An 18,450-nucleotide genomic window follows, 5' to 3' on the forward strand; every position below is an offset into this window, starting at 1 on the left:
GAAAACTAGATAAGAGCATTAGAATAGTGGAAGTTCTTTGAGAACGGAAACTAGACTAATACAAGACATTCAACAGTAACAAACCAAACGTCTTTTCACAGACAAATTAGTTAAGTGAAGAAGGGCGCACGGTGGATGCCTTGGCACTAGGAGCCGAAGAAGGACGGGACGAACACCGATATGTCTCGGGGAGCCGTACGTAGGCGTTGATCCGGGAATTTCCGAATGGGGAAACCCACTGCTCGTAATGGAGTAGTACCTATATCTGAATACATAGGGTATAGGAGGCAGACCTGGGGAACTGAAACATCTTAGTACCCAGAGGAAGAGAAAGCAAATGCGATTTCCTGAGTAGCGGCGAGCGAAACGGAATTAGCCCAAACCAGAAAGCTTGCTTTCTGGGGTTGTAGGACACTCTATACGGAGTTACAAAGAAATAGTGTAGACGAATCGATCTGGAACGATCAGCCGAAGAAGGTAAGAGCCCTGTAATCGAAAGACTGTTTCCTCCAGAGTGGATCCTGAGTACGGCGGAACACGTGAAATTCCGTCGGAATCCGGGAGGACCATCTCCCAAGGCTAAATACTCCCTAGTGACCGATAGTGAACCAGTACCGTGAGGGAAAGGTGAAAAGCACCCCGGAAGGGGAGTGAAATAGATCCTGAAACCGTGTGCCTACAAGTAGTCGGAGCCCGTTAACGGGTGACGGCGTACCTTTTGTAGAATGGACCGGCGAGTTACGATCTCTTGCAAGGTTAAGTTGTATAGACGGAGCCGCAGCGAAAGCGAGTCTGAATAGGGCGTTATAGTAAGGGGTCGTAGACCCGAAACCGTGTGATCTACCCATGTCCAGGGTGAAGGTCAGGTAACACTGACTGGAGGCCCGAACCCACGCACGTTGAAAAGTGCGGGGATGAGGTGTGGGTAGGGGTGAAATGCCAATCGAACACGGAGATAGCTGGTTCTCTCCGAAATAGCTTTAGGGCTAGCCTCAAGAAATGAGTACTGGAGGTAGAGCACTGATTGGACTAGGGGCCCTCATCGGGTTACCGAATTCAGTCAAACTCCGAATGCCAGCTACTTTATCTTGGGAGTCAGACTATGGGTGATAAGGTTCATAGTCGAAAGGGAAACAGCCCAGACCACCAGCTAAGGTCCCCAAGTATACGTTAAGTGGAAAAGGATGTGGAGTTGCTTAGACAACCAGGATGTTGGCTTAGAAGCAGCCACCATTTAAAGAGTGCGTAATAGCTCACTGGTCGAGTGACTCTGCGCCGAAAATGTACCGGGGCTAAACGTATCACCGAAGCTGTGGATTGTTCTGCCGAACAATGGTAGGAGAGCGTTCTAAGTGCAGCGAAGTCAGACCGTAAGGACTGGTGGAGCGCTTAGAAGTGAGAATGCCGGTATGAGTAGCGAAAAAGAAGTGAGAATCTTCTTCACCGAATGCCTAAGGTTTCCTGAGGAAGGCTCGTCCGCTCAGGGTTAGTCGGGACCTAAGCCGAGGCCGAAAGGCGTAGGCGATGGACAACAGGTGGATATTCCTGTACCACCTCCTTTCCGTTTGAACGACGGGGGGACGCAGTAGGATAAGGAAAGCGCACCGATGGATGTGTGCGTCCAAGCAGTGAGTGAGTCAGATAGGCAAATCCGTCTGGCAATCACAAGCTGTGATGGGGAGGGAAATTTAGTACCGAAGTTCCTGATTTCACACTGCCAAGAAAAGCCTCTAGTGAGGAAAGAGGTGCCCGTACCGCAAACCGACACAGGTAGGCGAGGAGAGAATCCTAAGGTGATCGGGAGAACTCTCGTTAAGGAACTCGGCAAAATGACCCCGTAACTTCGGGAGAAGGGGTGCTTCTTGCATGAGAAGCCGCAGTGAAAAGGCCCAAGCGACTGTTTAGCAAAAACACAGGTCTCTGCGAAGCCGAAAGGCGAAGTATAGGGGCTGACACCTGCCCGGTGCTGGAAGGTTAAGGGGATGCGTTAGCTTCGGCGAAGCGTTGAACCGAAGCCCCAGTAAACGGCGGCCGTAACTATAACGGTCCTAAGGTAGCGAAATTCCTTGTCGGGTAAGTTCCGACCCGCACGAAAGGTGCAACGACTTGGGCACTGTCTCAACGAGAGACCCGGTGAAATTATACTATGCGTGAAGATGCGCATTACCCGCGACAGGACGGAAAGACCCCGTGGAGCTTTACTGTAGCCTGATATTGAATGTTGGTACAGCTTGTACAGGATAGGTGGGAGCCTGAGAAACCGGAGCGCTAGCTTCGGTGGAGGCGTCGGTGGGATACCACCCTGGCTGTACGGACCTTCTAACCCAGGACCGTGATCCGGTTCGGAGACAGTGTCAGGTGGGCAGTTTGACTGGGGCGGTCGCCTCCCAAAGAGTAACGGAGGCGCCCAAAGGTTCCCTCAGAATGGTTGGAAATCATTCGAAGAGTGTAAAGGCAGAAGGGAGCTTGACTGCGAGACCTACAAGTCGAGCAGGGACGAAAGTCGGGCTTAGTGATCCGGTGGTTCCGCATGGAAGGGCCATCGCTCAACGGATAAAAGCTACCCCGGGGATAACAGGCTTATCTCCCCCAAGAGTCCACATCGACGGGGAGGTTTGGCACCTCGATGTCGGCTCATCGCATCCTGGGGCTGTAGTCGGTCCCAAGGGTTGGGCTGTTCGCCCATTAAAGCGGTACGCGAGCTGGGTTCAGAACGTCGTGAGACAGTTCGGTCCCTATCCGTCGTGGGCGCAGGAAGTTTGAGAGGAGCTGTCCTTAGTACGAGAGGACCGGGATGGACACACCGCTGGTGCACCAGTTGTTCCGCCAGGAGCATAGCTGGGTAGCTACGTGTGGAAGGGATAAGTGCTGAAAGCATCTAAGCATGAAGCCCCCTCAAGATGAGACTTCCCATCATTTTAAATGAGTAAGATCCCTCAGAGACGATGAGGTTGATAGGTTCGAGGTGGAAGCATGGTGACATGTGTAGCTGACGAATACTAATCGATCGAGGACTTAACTAAAAAACAAAAGCGGAAGTGCCCGCTTAGCAACGTACGGACTGGACTGAACCGTCGGAGATAAAGGAAACACGATGAGCGGATGCGAATCGATGTTGACTTATCGTACAGAGGTGAGGGAAGTCTCGCTAGTTGCTGGGCACTGGAGCTGGACGTGGCTATTCCAGCTAAATATTTGCCCGCGCAGCTAGACTGTTTTAGTCTAAGCAATTGAATGTCTTAACTCTTATCTAGTTTTTAGGGTGCAAACTCTAAAAAAAGTTCCGGTTGGAACTTCAAGGTCTAGTGGTTATAGCAAAGAGGTCACACCTGTTCCCATGCCGAACACAGTAGTTAAGCTCTTTAGCGCCCATGGTAGTTGGGGCATTGCCCCTGCGAGAGTAGGACGCCGCTAGGCCGAACCCATATTTTCTGGTGCAAGATTTAATTTTTCTTATCATCGCGGGGTGGAGCAACGAGCAATGCATCCACCGAATAAGCTGCGAGTAACACCGAAGCATGAATCATCTTTGATTAAACAAGAAGATGCAGGGGTCCAAAACACTAGCTTTAATCTATAATTTGCTCATGAGTGTCAATTTAATATTTCTTATCATCGCGGGGTGGAGCAGTCTGGTAGCTCGTCGGGCTCATAACCCGAAGGTCGTAGGTTCAAATCCTGCCCCCGCAACCAAAATATTCATCCTAACCACGTCGAATACACTTCTGTGTTAGGATAAAATCAGTGGTACTCAGAGAGTGCAACCAAATTTTTTACTACGTCGAATTGCATCATCGCTAAAAATTTATAGTGGTGCTCAGAGAGTGCAACCAAAATATTCATCCTAACTACGTCGAATTAACTTCTATGCTAGGATGAAACCAGTGGTACTCAGAGAGTGCAACCAAATTTTTTACTACTTCAAATAGTACAAGCCATGGTCCGGTAGTTCAGTTGGTTAGAATGCCTGCCTGTCACGCAGGAGGTCGCGGGTTCGAGTCCCGTCCGGACCGCCATATTATAGAGCATACATAAGCCTTAGGAGCAATAGAATCCTAAGGTTTTTCTGTTATCTAATGACGAAAACGAACGGAATACTTTCTTATTTTTTTAAATTAAAGTGGTTTTTGCTATGATAAGAGAAGGATAAGTCGATACTAGAGAGGGTTTATCATGGACGAATTTTCTTTTATCCAATCTATTCAGCCAAAAAATTATAAACAATCTAACCTAATTAAGGGGATTGGCGACGATGCAGCCGTATTCCGTCCTGCATATCAGGATGTTGTTACATCCGTCGATACATTTGTAGAAGGTGTCCACTTTTCAAAAGAAACCATGAGTGCACATGATGTTGGATATCGAGTTTTAGCTTCTAATATTAGTGATATGGCGGCTATGGGTTGCAAGCCAGCTTTTTACTTAGTATCTATAGTTATTCCAAATCATTGGACGATGGAAGAGCTCCAATCGCTTTATAAAGGAATGGAGAGCTTAGCTCAGCACTATCATATGGATTTAATCGGTGGTGATACAGTATCAGGAGAACAGCTGGTTATTTCCATAACGATTATTGGAAAAGTGTCAAAAGACAAGGCAAGATATCGCAGCCATGCAGAATCTGGTGATGTGGTCTTTGTCACAGGAACACTTGGAGATTCCGCTGTAGGTCTTCATTTGTTATTGCAACAAGATAAGGGCCAAGATAACACGTATTTCATACAAAGACACCGTAAGCCAAGTCCACGAGTAGAGTTTGCGACCTATTTAGAACCTCTACAAAGGCTTTCTCTAAATGACGTTAGTGATGGAATAAGCAGTGATGCTGCTGAAATTGCAGAGTCCTCCAATGTTGATATACATATTGATTATGAAGCTATTCCTATCCAATCTAAGTTAACGACACGATTTGATGCTTCTCTAATTAGAAAATGGGTTTTATCTGGTGGAGAAGATTATGAACTAATAGGAACCGTTCCAGCTTCTGATTGGGATTTTGTAATGGAAGCAGCACGGCAGTCTAAAACTGAGGTGACGAAGGTTGGGATAGTCAAACAGGTAAAAGGAACGGGTCCAGTTGTTTATTTACATGAGGCTGGAAAAACGCAAGTACTCAAAAAAGAAGGCTTCAACCATTTAAAAGGTGATGAAACATGAGAAGTTATGATTTTATTGTACATACAGAATTAGAAACGAGGCATCTCGCAGAGAAATTAGCCGTCTTGCTACATCCTGGTTCAGTAGTTACGCTAGAAGGAGATCTTGGAGCTGGAAAAACTACATTCACCAAAGGTATCGGAGTAGGCTTAGGAGTAAAGAGAACAATAAACAGCCCTACTTTCACTATTGTAAAAGAGTATATGGGAGAATTACCTTTATACCATATGGATGTTTATCGTTTAGAAGAAAGTGAAGAAGACATCGGTTTTGACGAATATTTTAATGGTCCCGGAATCTCCATTGTAGAATGGGCTTCTTTTATTGCGGATTTTCTTCCAAACGAGCGATTAGATATCCAACTGGAAATCCTAGATGAGAATACTAGAAAAATTAAGCTATTTCCGAGAGGAATGAAATTTGAAAGAATTTGCGAGGAGTTAGGGCGATGAATATACTAGCAATGGATACATCGAACCAAGTACTTGGCATTGCCATTATGAAAGATGGAAAAGTGGCTGGTGAGTACACATCCAATGTACAGAAAAATCATTCGGTTCGATTAATGCCAGCTATTAATCAATTGATGTCTGATACCAATACAAAGCCTGAGGATTTGGACCGAATCGTGGTTGCGAAAGGGCCTGGCTCCTACACAGGGGTGCGAATCGGGCTTACAACGGCTAAAACCATGGGGTGGGCGTTAGGAATCCCTGTAGTGGCCATTTCTAGTCTTGAATTAGTTGTTAGACAAGCCTTATATGTTTCCGATTATATTTGTCCCTTTTTCGATGCAAGACGTGGACTTGTGTACACTGGGTTATATGGACGAAATACCGAAGAAAAACTGCAACTCTATAAAGAAGAGACCAATATCCTATTTGAAGATTGGCTTAAGCAGTTAAAGTCAGAAGAAAAATCGGTTCTTTTTCTCAGTCAAGATCTAGAACTCCATAAACAACGGATTGAAGACATTATGGGTGATTTGGCCGTGTTCCCTCATGATTCGTTTTATCACATCCCGAGACCGTCTCTTATGATGAGTGACTTAATGGATAAGGAAGTGGAACCGATTCACTCGCTAACACCAAGCTATCTAAGACTAGTAGAAGCAGAAGCAAAATGGTTAGAACAACAAGAGGAACAGAAGAATGACTGAGGCTGTTATTCGAAAAATGGTGCTGGAGGATATTGATCAGGTTGTAGATATTGAGCAACAGTCCTTTGCGACACCTTGGCCAAGAGATATATTTTTTAACGAACTTACAAATAACCAATACGCGAATTATTTTGTGGTAGAAGTGGATGGTTTGGTGGTGGGCTACTGTGGTTTATGGGTTGTTATTGATGATGCCCAAATTACCAATATAGCCATTCTTCCGAGCCATCGGGGGCAAAGCTATGGCAAAGCATTATTTCAGCACGTGATGCATAAGGCAACAGCATTAGGGGCATTACGGCTTTCCTTAGAGGTTCGACTTTCAAATACAGTTGCGCAACGAATGTACCGAAGCTTTGGTTTAGTACCGGGCGGAATTAGAAAAAGCTATTATACCGATAATAATGAAGATGCATTAGTAATGTGGGTGAACTTACGATGAAAAAAGATCAATATATATTAGGGATTGAAACGAGCTGTGACGAGACGGCTGCTGCTATTGTAAAAAATGGAACGGAAATCATCTCCAATGTTGTGGCTTCCCAAATTGAAAGCCATAAGCGCTTTGGAGGGGTTGTACCAGAGATTGCTTCACGGCATCATGTGGAGCAAATTACCTTTGTGATTGAACAAGCCCTAGAAGAAGCCGAAATGACGGTTGATGAGATGGATGCCGTAGCGGTAACGGAGGGACCCGGGCTCGTAGGGGCATTGTTAGTAGGGGTGAATGCAGCAAAAGCGTTAGCCTTTGCCAAACAGAAACCGCTCGTTGGGGTCCACCATATTGCGGGCCATATTTATGCGAATCGCTTGGAAAAAGAGTTTGAGTTTCCGCTATTAGCTCTCGTTGTCTCTGGTGGTCATACGGAGCTCATTTTGATGGAAGAGCATGGTCAGTTTGAGATATTAGGAGAAACAAGAGATGATGCAGCAGGCGAAGCCTATGATAAGGTAGCAAGAACGTTGAACCTCCCGTATCCAGGTGGTCCTGTCATGGATAAGCTAGCTCATACTGGCGAGGCGACCATTGACTTTCCAAGAGCCTGGTTAGAAGAAGGTTCTTATGACTTTAGTTTTAGTGGATTAAAATCCGCTGTACTAAATACCCTTCATAATGCTAAGCAAAGAGGGGAAGAGCTTCAACCAGAAAATATAGCCGCAAGCTTCCAGGAAAGTGTCGTGGAAGTGTTGACTACAAAAACGTTACAAGCTGCTAAAGAATATCGGGTAAAACAAGTAATTGTAGCCGGAGGAGTAGCTGCCAATAAAGGATTAAGAGCTTCTTTAGAAAAAGCCTTTCAAAATGAAGCAGCAGACATCCTAATTCCGCCACTAAGTCTTTGTACGGATAATGCAGCGATGATTGCTGCGGCGGGAAGTGTTGCGTTTGAACAAGGTCATCGAGCTGGCTGGGATTTAAATGCGAACCCTTCCTTAGATCTAGAAGTTTACGGAAAAAGAGGCTCTGCCAAATAAGTTAGAGTAAGATATCCACACCATTTATATTTTGGTGTGGATATCTTTATATCGATTCTTGTCATAAAAGGACGAATGGTGTGGGTGGAATCTGTGGATAAATTCGTTGGATGTTGTGGATTATGTGGGTAAGTATGTGGAAGATTGATTTAATAGGGCTAAAACTGTGGATAGTGTTGTGGAAAGCTGGATAAGTGTATAGATAATGACCAAAATTGTCGGAAAATTCATCCACAGACGAAAAAAGAGTGGATAAATAAAATATCCACTCCTTATATTCCGTCTAACTCTGTTTGCAAAGCTTCCCATTCTTCCATGAGAACTTCAAGCTTTTGCTGATGCTTGTTATTTTCTTCGGTTAGCTCTAAGGCTTTTTCGTGATCCTGGAAAATATCGGGATCACATAATAATTCATCGATTTCATCGGTCCTTGTTTCAATCTCTTCAATATTCTGCTCAATTTCTTCAATTCGTCGTTGAATTTTTCGAAGCTCTTTTTTTAAGGCCTTCTCTTGTTCAAAATTTGTTTTGGCTGTCACAGTCTCTTTGACAAGAGTGGTTTCCTGTTTTTCCAATTCCATTAATTCAAATTCTTCCTGTTTCTTCTCCAAGTAGTAATCATAATCCCCTAAATACATCTTAGAGGAACCAGGCTGCATCTCCAAAACCTGAGTGGCAATCTTATTAATAAAATAGCGATCGTGTGAAACAAAAAGAATAGTGCCAGGGAAATCTACGAGAGCAGATTCTAATACTTCTTTACTATCTAAATCTAAGTGGTTGGTTGGCTCATCTAGTATTAAGAGATTCGCTTTTTCCATCATTAATTTTGCTAGTGATAGACGAGCCTTTTCTCCACCGCTAAGAGAAGAAACAACCTTCAATACGTCATCCCCACTAAAAAGAAAGTTCCCTAATATCGTTCGGATATCTTTTTCATTCCATAAAGGGTAATCATCCCATAATTCTTGTAATACAGTTTTTTGTGGATTCAATTGGGTTTGTTCTTGGTCATAGTACCCGATTTGAACATTTGTCCCTAATTGAATATGACCATTTGCCGGATCTAGTTGCCCAATGATTGTTTTTAGAAGCGTCGATTTTCCTACCCCGTTTGGTCCAACTAATGCGATACTATCGCCTCTAGAAATGTCAAAATGAACATTGGAGAAAATAAAGTCACTATCCTCATATTGAAAAACAAGGTCTCTTACTTTTAACACATCATTCCCACTTCGTTTGTTTACTTGAAACGAAAAGCGCGCAGAAGCTTCTTCCCCATCTGGTCGATCCATTACATCCATTTTTTCTAGTTGCTTTCTTCTGCTTTGGGCTCGTTTTGTCGTGGAGGCACGGACGATGTTCTTTTGAATGAAATCCTCCATCTTTTTCATTTCGGACTGTTGTTTTTCATAAAGTTTCTTATCTCTTTCGTAATTCTCCGCCTTTTGCTCGAGATATTTGGAGTAGTTACCGTGAAACTTAGTAGAATGATGACGAGATATTTCATAGACAACGTTCACTGTTTTATCTAAAAAGTAACGATCGTGCGAAACGATGACGACAGCTCCTGGATAGCCATTTAAGTATCCTTCTAGCCATGATAGAGTCTCGATATCTAGATGGTTCGTAGGCTCGTCTAGGATGAGGATATCTGGCTTGGAAAGAAGGAGCTTACCTAAAGCTAGACGTGTTTTTTGTCCACCACTAAGTTCATGAATGGGTGTATCCAAATCAAAGTCTTGGAAGCTTAGCCCGTTGAGAACCGCTTTGATGTCTGCTTCGTATTGGTATCCACCATTTCTTTTAAAGGCATCCTGCCGTTTGTCATATTCCTCTAATAAGCTCTGGTAGACTGTTTGGTCGGCAAGTAAGTCTGGATCTCCCATCTGTGCTTCCATTTTTCGTAGCATGTTTTCCTGCTCAATAAGCTCATCAAACACCGAAAGCATTTCTTTCCATATCGATTGATTCGATTCTAATCCAGTATTTTGGGCAAGATAGCCAAGAGTGACATGCTTTGGACGAAACATTTCCCCAGAATCATAGGAAAGGTCTCCAGCCATGATTTTTAACAAGGTAGATTTTCCAGCCCCGTTTCGCCCTACAATGGCAATTCGATCTTTTGTTTGTACTTCTATTTTAATGTTGGAGAGAATAAGCTCTGCTCCATACCGTTTCGTTAGTTGATTCACTTGTAAAAGTATCATTTTGGTTTCACCTCAATGGCTTAAGTGTATCCTAATCCTACGGGAACTAGCAACATAACTGTACATGACCTGGCATAGTTTGTATAATTAATCACACAGGTTTTTTGAATATCTGATAGAATAAACGTAGTACATATAGGAAGATTGTTGCATCGACCACCGGAGGGATGGAAATGAACATGGAAAGTAAAATACCACAAGCTACAGCGAAGCGCTTGCCATTATATTATCGTTTTTTAAATAATTTACATCACCAAGGAAAGCTACGTGTTTCTTCTAAAGAATTAAGTGAAGCAGTCAAAGTAGATTCTGCGACGATTCGAAGAGATTTTTCTTACTTTGGTGCATTGGGGAAAAAGGGCTATGGCTATAACGTCGAATATCTATTAGGATTTTTCCGTAAAACATTAGACCAGGATGAGATGGCCAAAATCGCTTTAATTGGGGTCGGGAATCTTGGAACCGCTTTTTTACACTATAACTTTACGAAAAATAATAATACGAAGATTGAGATGGCGTTCGATGCGGATCCAGATAAAGTAGGCAAGGATATCGGAGGCGTACCGGTTTACCATATTGATGAGTTGGAGGAAAAATTGGGAGAAACGAGTGTCGCTATATTAACCGTTCCTCAATCAGAAGCACAAGCGATAGCGGAGCGACTAGTCGAAGCGGGAGTCATCGGAATCTTAAACTTTACACCAGCACGAATTACCGTACCGGAACGAATTCGTGTTCATCATATTGATTTAGTTGTTGAATTACAATCACTCGTTTATTTTTTGAAGCATTATCCGTTGGACGAAATGGAATAAAAAGGGCTACACATGTGTTCTTCTGTGTAGTAGAATGACAGGTCATGCTACTAATAAAGAAAACGGCAAGTGCTCGAACACATGCCGTTACGCAGTAGACTCTCTTCAAGGGGAAAAGCTAGGTTTTATAGGTTAAAAAATAACCATCATTCGCTGTCCAAGCTCAAGGGTGGTTATTTTTTATGAAAGGAAAGGATTGCTATAACCTACCTTTTTACTTTTTCTTTGCTTTTTTAATCGCTAAATGTAACATGACGAGGCGTATAGATATCACAAAATCAGTTGTTGCGAAAAGCAATAGTAAGATTGTGGTGAAATTCCAAACGGTATCTTCTACGGTGTTAATTGCTAGATACGTAAACAGAATCCCTATGACAAAGTATAGGGACGCTGTAAACAGTGGTGAGGTCCTCATTAATCCTTAGCCTCCAATAATGATCATTTGTAGCTTTTCGAATTGTTCCAGCATTTTTTCCATTTCTTCTGGATCCATATTGTATTGTGCGACGACCGTAAAGCCATTCATCGCCATATGGGTAATAATCGGTACAATGATTCGTTTCGTTTGTACATACAAAAAAGCAAAAACAAATCCCATGGACATATACGTAATCAAGTGAAGCGGATCGCCATGGACTAACGCAAATACAAGGGCGGATGCAACAGCCGCAATGATAAAGTTCGTTTTCTTATAAATCGATCCAAAAATAATCTTACGGAAGATAACTTCCTCTAAAATCGGTGCAACGACGACGACAACTAACACAAAAATAGGGGCAGATCTCGTGATGCTCATAATATCCTGCGTGTTTTCCGAGCCCGGTGGAATATTTAAAATAAACGTTTCAATAATAACCGAGAGAAATTGAGCGAAATAAGCTAAAAAGATCCCTAAAATAGACCAAAGAATGATTGAGCCAACTCCTGCAGCCCCTCGTTCACTACCTACTTTCATATCCTCTCTTAACAATAGAAGAATAATCGCTAAGGCAGCAAGGAAGCTAAAGATGCTCCAATATACACCTGCGGTAAATCTGTCCACATCCATTATTTCAATGATTGGGACGACGAACAGCCCAGACAGCTGCATAATTAAATACGTTAAAATGACATACCAATACCTTTTCGGCAAGATGCAACGACTCCTTTAAAAAAACATATCAAGTTACTTCTCATTGTACGTATTTTAACATAGAAATAGACTAGGTATGAATCGAAAGCATTGGGGGTAAGATGGTATAGGTAAATTATGCAAAAAAATAAAGGTAATCTCTTGCAAAATAAAATGGAATTATTTATTATAATAATTGTGTTAGCACTCTATTGAAGCGAGTGCTAAAAATAATCCATTTCAATAAAATTAAGGAGGGTTTCTCACATGTTAAAACCACTAGGTGATCGTGTAGTTATCGAGCTTGTTCAGCAAGAAGAAAAAACTTCAAGCGGTATTGTGCTTCCAGACTCTGCTAAGGAAAAGCCACAAGAAGGTAAAGTAGTGGCAGTAGGTTCAGGTCGCGTAACCGAAAATGGCGAAAAAGTTGCACTTGAAGTAGCAGAAGGCAACACTGTCATATACTCCAAGTTCGCTGGTACAGAAGTGAAGTACGAAGGAAAAGAATACTTAATTCTTCGTGAGAGCGATATTTTAGCTATTGTTGGTTAATTAAAGCGAGGAACTTTTTTTACTATATCATAACGAAAACCTTTAAGGAGGGCATTTAAAGATGGCTAAAGAAATCAAGTTCAGTGAAGACGCACGTCGTGCGATGCTTCGTGGTGTCGACACACTTGCAAATGCAGTTAAAGTAACACTTGGACCAAAAGGTCGTAACGTAGTTCTTGATAAAAAATACGGTTCTCCTCTTATCACAAATGATGGGGTAACCATTGCGAAAGAAATCGAATTAGAAGATCACTTTGAAAATATGGGTGCTCAACTCGTTTCAGAAGTAGCTTCTAAAACAAACGATGTTGCAGGGGACGGTACAACAACTGCAACAGTTCTAGCTCAAGCTATGATCCGTGAAGGATTGAAAAACGTAGCTTCTGGAGCAAATCCAGTAGGCGTACGTCGCGGTATTGAAAAAGCAGTAGAAGTCGCTTTAGAAGAGCTTAAAGCAATCTCTAAACCGATTGAAAGCAAAGAATCTATTGCACAAGTTGCGGCAATTTCTTCTTCGGATGAAGAAGTAGGTCAATTGATCGCTGAAGCGATGGAACGTGTTGGAAACGACGGTGTTATCACAATCGAAGAATCCAAAGGCTTCAACACAGAGCTTGAAGTAGTAGAAGGTATGCAATTCGATCGTGGTTATGCTTCTCCATATATGGTTACAGACCAAGATAAAATGGAAGCAGAGCTTGAAAATCCATACATCCTTATCACAGATAAGAAAATCTCTAACATTCAAGAAGTACTTCCTGTGCTAGAGCAAGTGGTGCAACAAGGTCGTCCACTTCTTATGATCGCAGAAGACGTAGAAGGCGAAGCACTTGCTACATTAGTAGTAAACAAACTTCGTGGTACGTTCAACGCGGTTGCAGTTAAAGCACCAGGATTCGGGGATCGTCGTAAAGCAATGCTAGAAGATATCGCCGTTCTAACTGGTGGGGAAGTTATCACAGAAGACTTAGGTCTTGATTTGAAAAACACTGGAATCGAGCAACTAGGTCGTGCTTCTAAAGTTGTGGTAACGAAAGAATTCACAACAATCGTAGAAGGTTCTGGAAATGCAGAACAAATCGCTTCTCGTGTAACGCAAATCCGTGCGCAAGCAGAAGAAACTTCTTCTGAATTCGATAAAGAAAAACTACAAGAGCGTCTTGCTAAACTTTCTGGAGGGGTTGCTGTCGTTAAAGTTGGTGCAGCTACTGAAACAGAATTGAAAGAGCGTAAACTACGTATCGAAGACGCCTTAAACTCTACTCGTGCTGCCGTACAAGAAGGTATTGTAGCCGGTGGTGGTACAGCACTTGTAAACATCTATGGAAAAGTGTCTGGCCTATCCCTTGAAGGAGACGAGGCTACTGGTGCTAGCATCGTTCTACGAGCGCTTGAAGAGCCAGTACGTCAAATCGCTCACAACGCCGGACTAGAAGGTTCTATCATCGTAGAACGTCTAAAAGGCGAAGCAGTAGGCGTTGGATTCAACGCAGCTACTGGCGAATGGGTAAACATGGTTGAGTCTGGTATCGTAGACCCAACAAAAGTAACTCGTTCCGCACTACAAAACGCAGCTTCTGTTGCCGCAATGTTCTTGACTACAGAAGCGGTTGTAGCAGATCTTCCTGAACCAGAGGGAAGTGCGCAAATGCCAGATATGGGTGGCATGGGCGGAATGGGCGGCATGATGTAATAACCGCTAAAACCCTTGATATCTAAAGGTTTTGAAGTGATTTGCTAACATAATATAAATAAAAGAGGCTTCTCGTTAGTTGAATATACTTTTGGGAAGCTTCTTTTTTCATTTCTTTAGTTATGCGAAGATACACATCTTTTGTAATTTGGTCCTACTCCGATATCGATTACACATGTCCATTTGGAATCAAAAGTGTTTGGATTTTTTCTTCTTGCACTTGTATACTCTCTTATAAAAATATCTTTCACTTATGAAAATGTAATACTGCTCTATTCATAGAGAATCCACAAAAAGTCTTCTGTCGCACCAACATTTATGAGAGTGTTTGGACTGAACTCGTCCCCATTTTGGCAGTAGGCTATCCTTTGATTTTCGTGAAAAGGCATTAGTCCCAATTTTTGAGCAGCATCTTTCCTCATTTCAAAGCGCACATCGTAGATTATTAGAAAACATTTTAGTAAAATAAGGTAAACAATTACCGGAGTATCTGTAGTTCAGGGCATTAGAATAATGAAAATAGCAGGATATATTCGGTACGCAATGTACGTGAAGGTAAGTTAAATACTATATTAAAACTAAAAAGGAGCAAAATAATGAGTGATTTATTTAACAAGTACGATGAATCCATTAGGCTGTCCTACCAGCATTCTATACGAATGTTAATGCATTTAAAAAATATAATTTCAACACTTAATAGTATGGATGGTGTAGACGATTTAACCAAAGAAGTGTATCGAGATTCGATTATTAAAAAGTATGAGATGCTTGAAGACCTGTCATGGAAGTTACTATCTAAGATTTTTAAATCAATGGGACTGGAACTTAACAATCCACGTAGCTGCTACAGGCACGCTTTTAAGGAAGGATTAATTGATGATATTGACACATGGAATGAAATTCTAGCATCTAGAAACACGACTGCTCATATTTATAGTGAAGAGGACTATGAGAAGATCAAGAATAAGATTATGAGTAATTACGTTGATGCTATCGAAAAATTACTTTTAAAAATAAACGAACGAGTGATGTAAATGTATGGAATTCAGGATACAGTATATAAAAAGTTAATTAATTATTTCAGAAGAGAAGCTAACATTAAGCGGGTTACATTGTTTGGTTCTCGTGCAAAAAATACTGCAAGAATTAATTCAGATATTGATTTGTGCATTACATATAGCGGTATCGCAAAGGCCAGTGTTCAGGAAGACATTGATGAATTAGTTGGTATATATTCGTGTGATATTGTATTTACTGATCAAATCAATAGAGAATTGAACAAGCAAATTGAAAGAGACGGAATAGTTATTTATAAAAAAGAAAGTTAGGGAAGATATAGGAACAGGCACCTCGTCCGGAGGGGGGCGCAGTTGATGAAATCGCTTATGAACAAAAAGATCGTAAAGATGTCGGGAGAGGGTGGACTTTTAGGGAGGATTTAAGCTTTCGATCTTCAACAGTTGCCCTCGATTGTGGAAGATCTTAGTTCAAAGCATAATCGCGCAAAAAATATGGTTAACAATAAAAATGGAAGCCTTCACAGACTTCCGATCATGAACAAAAATCTTAATCATTCCTGTTATCTTTCTTCATATATTCCTTTATCTTTCTTTCCTCCCAATCCGGCCTAAATAATCCAAATGGGGCCACGGAAAGCCCGTGGAAGACCAGTCCGATTCCCCAGCCCAACAGTGGATATACAAACCACCAACGGCCTACATCTTCGTAATTCATTAAGTTAAGGATGACTAATAAAGTATTCACAAGAATATAGACAATGAGATGAATATAAAAAGCTTTTAGATTTATCACCCTTTTCTTCGCTCTTTCATACTTTTTGTCCTCTTCCATTTTTTCACCACCTGTTGCTTTAAAGTTTATTTATTCTACTTTTATTCATACTTTGAATTTTAAAGAATGTTCCCGAGAATATCTCGTCTTTTTATAAGGGTGCCTAAGCAATACAGTGATTTAAATATTAATTTTCTTTCACAATTGAGGCAAAATGCAGAAATTTGTTGTTCGGCAGTTTCTCAATAAACCTTCTTCATAAGCTCAAAAACCTCTTCTATGGTGAGGCCAAAGGATTTGTAATAAGAAGTGTCCACAACCATTTGCTTCAGTATCATGTCGTTCCGTATTTGAAGCATATCATCGGATGAGAGTTCTGCTACAAAACACCCTTTACCAGATACTGTATAAATTAAACCACATCGTTCAAGCTCTTCCCAGGCTTTTTTTATGGTGATAACACTAACACTTAGTTCTTTGGCTGCTTGCCGTATTGGCGGTAAACTATAACCTTGTTCGATCTCACCCATGAGAATTTGAGCGCTGATTTGTTCGAAAAGCTGCTGATAGATCGGTTTTTCAGATGTATTTGAAATTGATATGTTCATTAAATACCCAATCTCCCAAATCGTTTAATGGCTATAATACATGCCCCAATAGTGAAAACTGTAAATATTGCAATTCCTGCAATCAGGATGGTTATTTGAAGCACTATATTATCAGCACCGGAACCATTGAAAGTCTCAAAAACAAAAGAATTCTGTATTCCCAACCACTGTACACCTCCGGAAAAAAGTAAAGTAGCCGTAATGGCTGCAGTCGTCGCTGAACCATATTTGTATGCTGTTTTGTAATACATGGGGAAGAAGATAATGTTGAAGATTGCAAGTATGACAAAACACAGACCCCAGAAACCCATATGCGGTGCGAAGAAAAAGTAGCTCTCATTTGGGTACAATTGAATCGTTAATAAACCAAAGAGCATTGCAATCACCATATGCAATAATTCCAGGATAACAACAACGGTTACCTTTGCCTTCACCATGTCTTTTCTGGATACAGGCAGTGTCGTAGTAAATATCAGATCGTTCTGTGCTTTAAATTGAGCAAAAATATTTGGCACAGATATCAAGAAAAAATACAGAATAACGATAAAATAAACCCAGCCGGGAATAAGCATTAAGGCGCCTGTAAAAAAAGGCAGTGCCAGAAACCAAGGGTTTATGCCTAATTTTAAGTCCTTTATTACTAAGTTATACATACATTTCCTCCTTTTTCGCGAAATAAATCATGATATCCTCAAGACTCGGTATAGTTGCTTTTATATCAGAAGAGGTATCGAAGTCGCTCAAGCGAATCAATCCCGTAAAGCCGAATGAATTAATTTTGTATGAAATCAACCGTTCTTTCACCTGCTTCAACTGGCTTTCGTTTCCGTTCAGCAGGCGATAGGACTCCTTAAATTCTTCTTTTTCTGAGCTATGGATGATTTGTCCCTTTTCGATAAAAGTAATAAAATCTGCACACTTCTCCAAGTCAGATGTAATATGGGTGGAGAAAAGAATGCTGATTTCGCCATCTACTACGAGTTCTTGAAAAATATCCAACAGCTCATCTCTTGCAACCGGGTCGAGTCCGCTTGTCGGTTCATCGAGGATAAGAAGTTTCGCACCATGGGACAAGGCAAGGGCTAAGCTGTACTTTACTTTCATTCCCGTTGACAAGTCAACAATTTTTTTGTTCTCGTCCAACTTGAATCTTCTTAAGTAGTTGTAATAATTCTCATCCTCCCAATTCTTATAGAACTTCTTGATCACATTGGTCAGCGTCTTAATTTTGCTTCGAGTATAGAAATCGGTGCCGCCAATTGTAAAACCGATTTCCTGTTTCAAATCAAGTTCATGATCGACCATATTCTTGCCTAGAATGTGTACTTCACCGCTTTCCAGATGAATCATATTCAAGATTGATTTGATGGTGGTTGTTTTTCCTGCGCCATTGGCACCGATAAAGCCCATAATATAACCCTTTTCCAGTTGAAACGATACATCTTTTAAATGAAAGTTTTTATACTTTTTATTTAAACCTTTAACTTCTAAAGCAATCACAATGTATCCCCTTCCGTGTATATCGTATATACACAATATAACAAACGAAAGATTATGATGTCAATTGTTTTTTACTCAAGAGTTATGTATGTGTAATAACGCTTCAAGCGACAATAATTCAGTATAATGAAAATCAATGAAATGATTTAATGGAATCGTGCATGTGGTGAATTTCAAATACGCATACTTGTCATGATCATTTAAGGCATGATGAAAACCACCATTTTGTAGAAAATGGTGGTTTTCATTTGCTGCTTCATAATTTAATAAGCTATTTTTGATCCAACTTTTATAAATTTCAAAGCTTCATAATAGTTAGTTAAGTATTGTTTTCCAACTCTTGAATATATGCATTTCTGCTATTCAACAATCTGACCT

The 18,450-nt window shown here is 41.3% G+C and carries 17 protein-coding genes, 2 tRNA genes and 2 rRNA genes; 14 read left to right on the plus strand and 7 right to left on the minus strand.

Going from position 1 to position 18,450, the window contains the following annotated elements:
- Positions 1-108: 108 nt before the first annotated feature.
- The 9 genes from KO561_RS02395 (at position 109) to tsaD (ending at position 7,792) form a co-directional block, all read left to right on the plus strand.
- A 23S ribosomal RNA gene (locus KO561_RS02395) occupies positions 109-3,023 on the plus strand.
- A gap of 278 nt (positions 3,024-3,301) precedes the next feature.
- Positions 3,302-3,417 (plus strand): 5S ribosomal RNA (gene rrf / locus KO561_RS02400).
- A 199-nt stretch (positions 3,418-3,616) separates the two neighbouring features.
- Positions 3,617-3,693 (plus strand) — tRNA-Met (locus KO561_RS02405).
- A 246-nt stretch (positions 3,694-3,939) separates the two neighbouring features.
- A tRNA-Asp gene (locus KO561_RS02410) sits at positions 3,940-4,016 on the plus strand.
- 157 nt (positions 4,017-4,173) lie between these two features.
- Entirely contained in the window at positions 4,174-5,157 is a 984-nt protein-coding gene (gene thiL / locus KO561_RS02415; RefSeq protein WP_231095562.1) for a thiamine-phosphate kinase, read from the plus strand.
- Positions 5,154-5,609 carry a tRNA (adenosine(37)-N6)-threonylcarbamoyltransferase complex ATPase subunit type 1 TsaE gene (gene tsaE / locus KO561_RS02420; protein WP_231095563.1) on the plus strand — a complete coding sequence of 152 codons (456 nt, stop codon included), beginning with the start codon at positions 5,154-5,156 and terminating at the stop codon, positions 5,607-5,609. The genes thiL and tsaE overlap by 4 nt, the downstream gene beginning before the upstream one ends.
- The gene (tsaB, locus tag KO561_RS02425; RefSeq protein WP_231095564.1) at positions 5,606-6,316 is read left to right on the plus strand and encodes a tRNA (adenosine(37)-N6)-threonylcarbamoyltransferase complex dimerization subunit type 1 TsaB; all 711 of its coding nucleotides are present in this window, start codon (positions 5,606-5,608) and stop codon (positions 6,314-6,316) included. Before tsaE ends, tsaB begins: the two co-directional genes overlap by 4 nt.
- Positions 6,309-6,758, plus strand: a complete 450-nt coding sequence (gene rimI, locus KO561_RS02430) for a ribosomal protein S18-alanine N-acetyltransferase (protein WP_231095565.1) — start codon at positions 6,309-6,311, stop codon at positions 6,756-6,758. Before tsaB ends, rimI begins: the two co-directional genes overlap by 8 nt.
- Complete coding sequence (gene tsaD / locus KO561_RS02435) at positions 6,755-7,792, plus strand: tRNA (adenosine(37)-N6)-threonylcarbamoyltransferase complex transferase subunit TsaD (protein ID WP_231095566.1); 1,038 nt, start codon at positions 6,755-6,757, stop codon at positions 7,790-7,792. The genes rimI and tsaD overlap by 4 nt, the downstream gene beginning before the upstream one ends.
- 272 nt (positions 7,793-8,064) lie before the next feature.
- On the opposite strand, the gene KO561_RS02440 is transcribed toward tsaD, so the two are convergent.
- On the minus strand, positions 8,065-10,002 hold the full coding sequence (locus tag KO561_RS02440) for an ABC-F family ATP-binding cassette domain-containing protein (protein WP_231095567.1): 1,938 nt from the start codon (positions 10,000-10,002) through the stop codon (positions 8,065-8,067).
- Between the two features lie 173 nt (positions 10,003-10,175).
- Here KO561_RS02440 and KO561_RS02445 point away from each other — a divergent pair, with 173 nt between their 5' ends.
- The gene (locus KO561_RS02445) at positions 10,176-10,817 is read left to right on the plus strand and encodes a redox-sensing transcriptional repressor Rex (RefSeq protein WP_231095568.1); all 642 of its coding nucleotides are present in this window, start codon (positions 10,176-10,178) and stop codon (positions 10,815-10,817) included.
- A 214-nt stretch (positions 10,818-11,031) separates the two neighbouring features.
- On the opposite strand, the gene KO561_RS02450 is transcribed toward KO561_RS02445, so the two are convergent.
- On the minus strand, positions 11,032-11,232 hold the full coding sequence (locus KO561_RS02450; protein ID WP_231095569.1) for a YdiK family protein: 201 nt from the start codon (positions 11,230-11,232) through the stop codon (positions 11,032-11,034).
- 6 nt (positions 11,233-11,238) lie between these two features.
- Complete coding sequence (locus KO561_RS02455) at positions 11,239-11,949, minus strand: CPBP family intramembrane glutamic endopeptidase (protein ID WP_231095570.1); 711 nt, start codon at positions 11,947-11,949, stop codon at positions 11,239-11,241.
- Positions 11,950-12,195: 246 nt separating this feature from the next.
- On the opposite strand from KO561_RS02455, the gene groES reads away from it, so the two are divergent.
- The 4 genes from groES (at position 12,196) to KO561_RS02475 (ending at position 15,501) form a co-directional block, all read left to right on the plus strand.
- On the plus strand, positions 12,196-12,480 hold the full coding sequence (gene groES, locus KO561_RS02460) for a co-chaperone GroES (RefSeq protein WP_231095571.1): 285 nt from the start codon (positions 12,196-12,198) through the stop codon (positions 12,478-12,480).
- A gap of 61 nt (positions 12,481-12,541) precedes the next feature.
- Positions 12,542-14,173 carry a chaperonin GroEL gene (gene groL, locus KO561_RS02465; RefSeq protein ID WP_231095572.1) on the plus strand — a complete coding sequence of 544 codons (1,632 nt, stop codon included), beginning with the start codon at positions 12,542-12,544 and terminating at the stop codon, positions 14,171-14,173.
- A gap of 596 nt (positions 14,174-14,769) precedes the next feature.
- A complete protein-coding gene (locus tag KO561_RS02470) occupies positions 14,770-15,207 on the plus strand; it encodes an HI0074 family nucleotidyltransferase substrate-binding subunit (protein ID WP_231095573.1) in 438 nt (145 codons plus the stop codon).
- On the plus strand, positions 15,208-15,501 hold the full coding sequence (locus tag KO561_RS02475; protein ID WP_231095574.1) for a nucleotidyltransferase family protein: 294 nt from the start codon (positions 15,208-15,210) through the stop codon (positions 15,499-15,501).
- 238 nt (positions 15,502-15,739) lie between these two features.
- On the opposite strand, the gene KO561_RS02480 is transcribed toward KO561_RS02475, so the two are convergent.
- The 4 genes from KO561_RS02480 to KO561_RS02495 all read right to left on the minus strand — a co-directional run bounded on the left by KO561_RS02480 (position 15,740) and on the right by KO561_RS02495 (position 18,072).
- Complete coding sequence (locus tag KO561_RS02480) at positions 15,740-16,024, minus strand: 2TM domain-containing protein (RefSeq protein ID WP_231095575.1); 285 nt, start codon at positions 16,022-16,024, stop codon at positions 15,740-15,742.
- A gap of 182 nt (positions 16,025-16,206) precedes the next feature.
- Positions 16,207-16,572 (minus strand): GntR family transcriptional regulator, encoded by a 366-nt coding sequence (locus KO561_RS02485; protein WP_231095576.1) that lies wholly within the window; start codon positions 16,570-16,572, stop codon positions 16,207-16,209.
- Complete coding sequence (locus KO561_RS02490; RefSeq protein ID WP_231095577.1) at positions 16,572-17,225, minus strand: ABC-2 transporter permease; 654 nt, start codon at positions 17,223-17,225, stop codon at positions 16,572-16,574. The genes KO561_RS02485 and KO561_RS02490 overlap by 1 nt, the downstream gene beginning before the upstream one ends.
- Positions 17,218-18,072: an ABC transporter ATP-binding protein gene (locus KO561_RS02495; RefSeq protein WP_231095578.1), complete on the minus strand. Its 855-nt coding sequence runs from the start codon at positions 18,070-18,072 to the stop codon at positions 17,218-17,220. Before KO561_RS02495 ends, KO561_RS02490 begins: the two co-directional genes overlap by 8 nt.
- Positions 18,073-18,450: the final 378 nt, after the last annotated feature.

This window comes from Radiobacillus kanasensis (assembly GCF_021049245.1).
In the GTDB taxonomy this organism is placed as follows: Bacteria; Bacillota; Bacilli; order Bacillales; family Amphibacillaceae; genus Radiobacillus; species Radiobacillus kanasensis.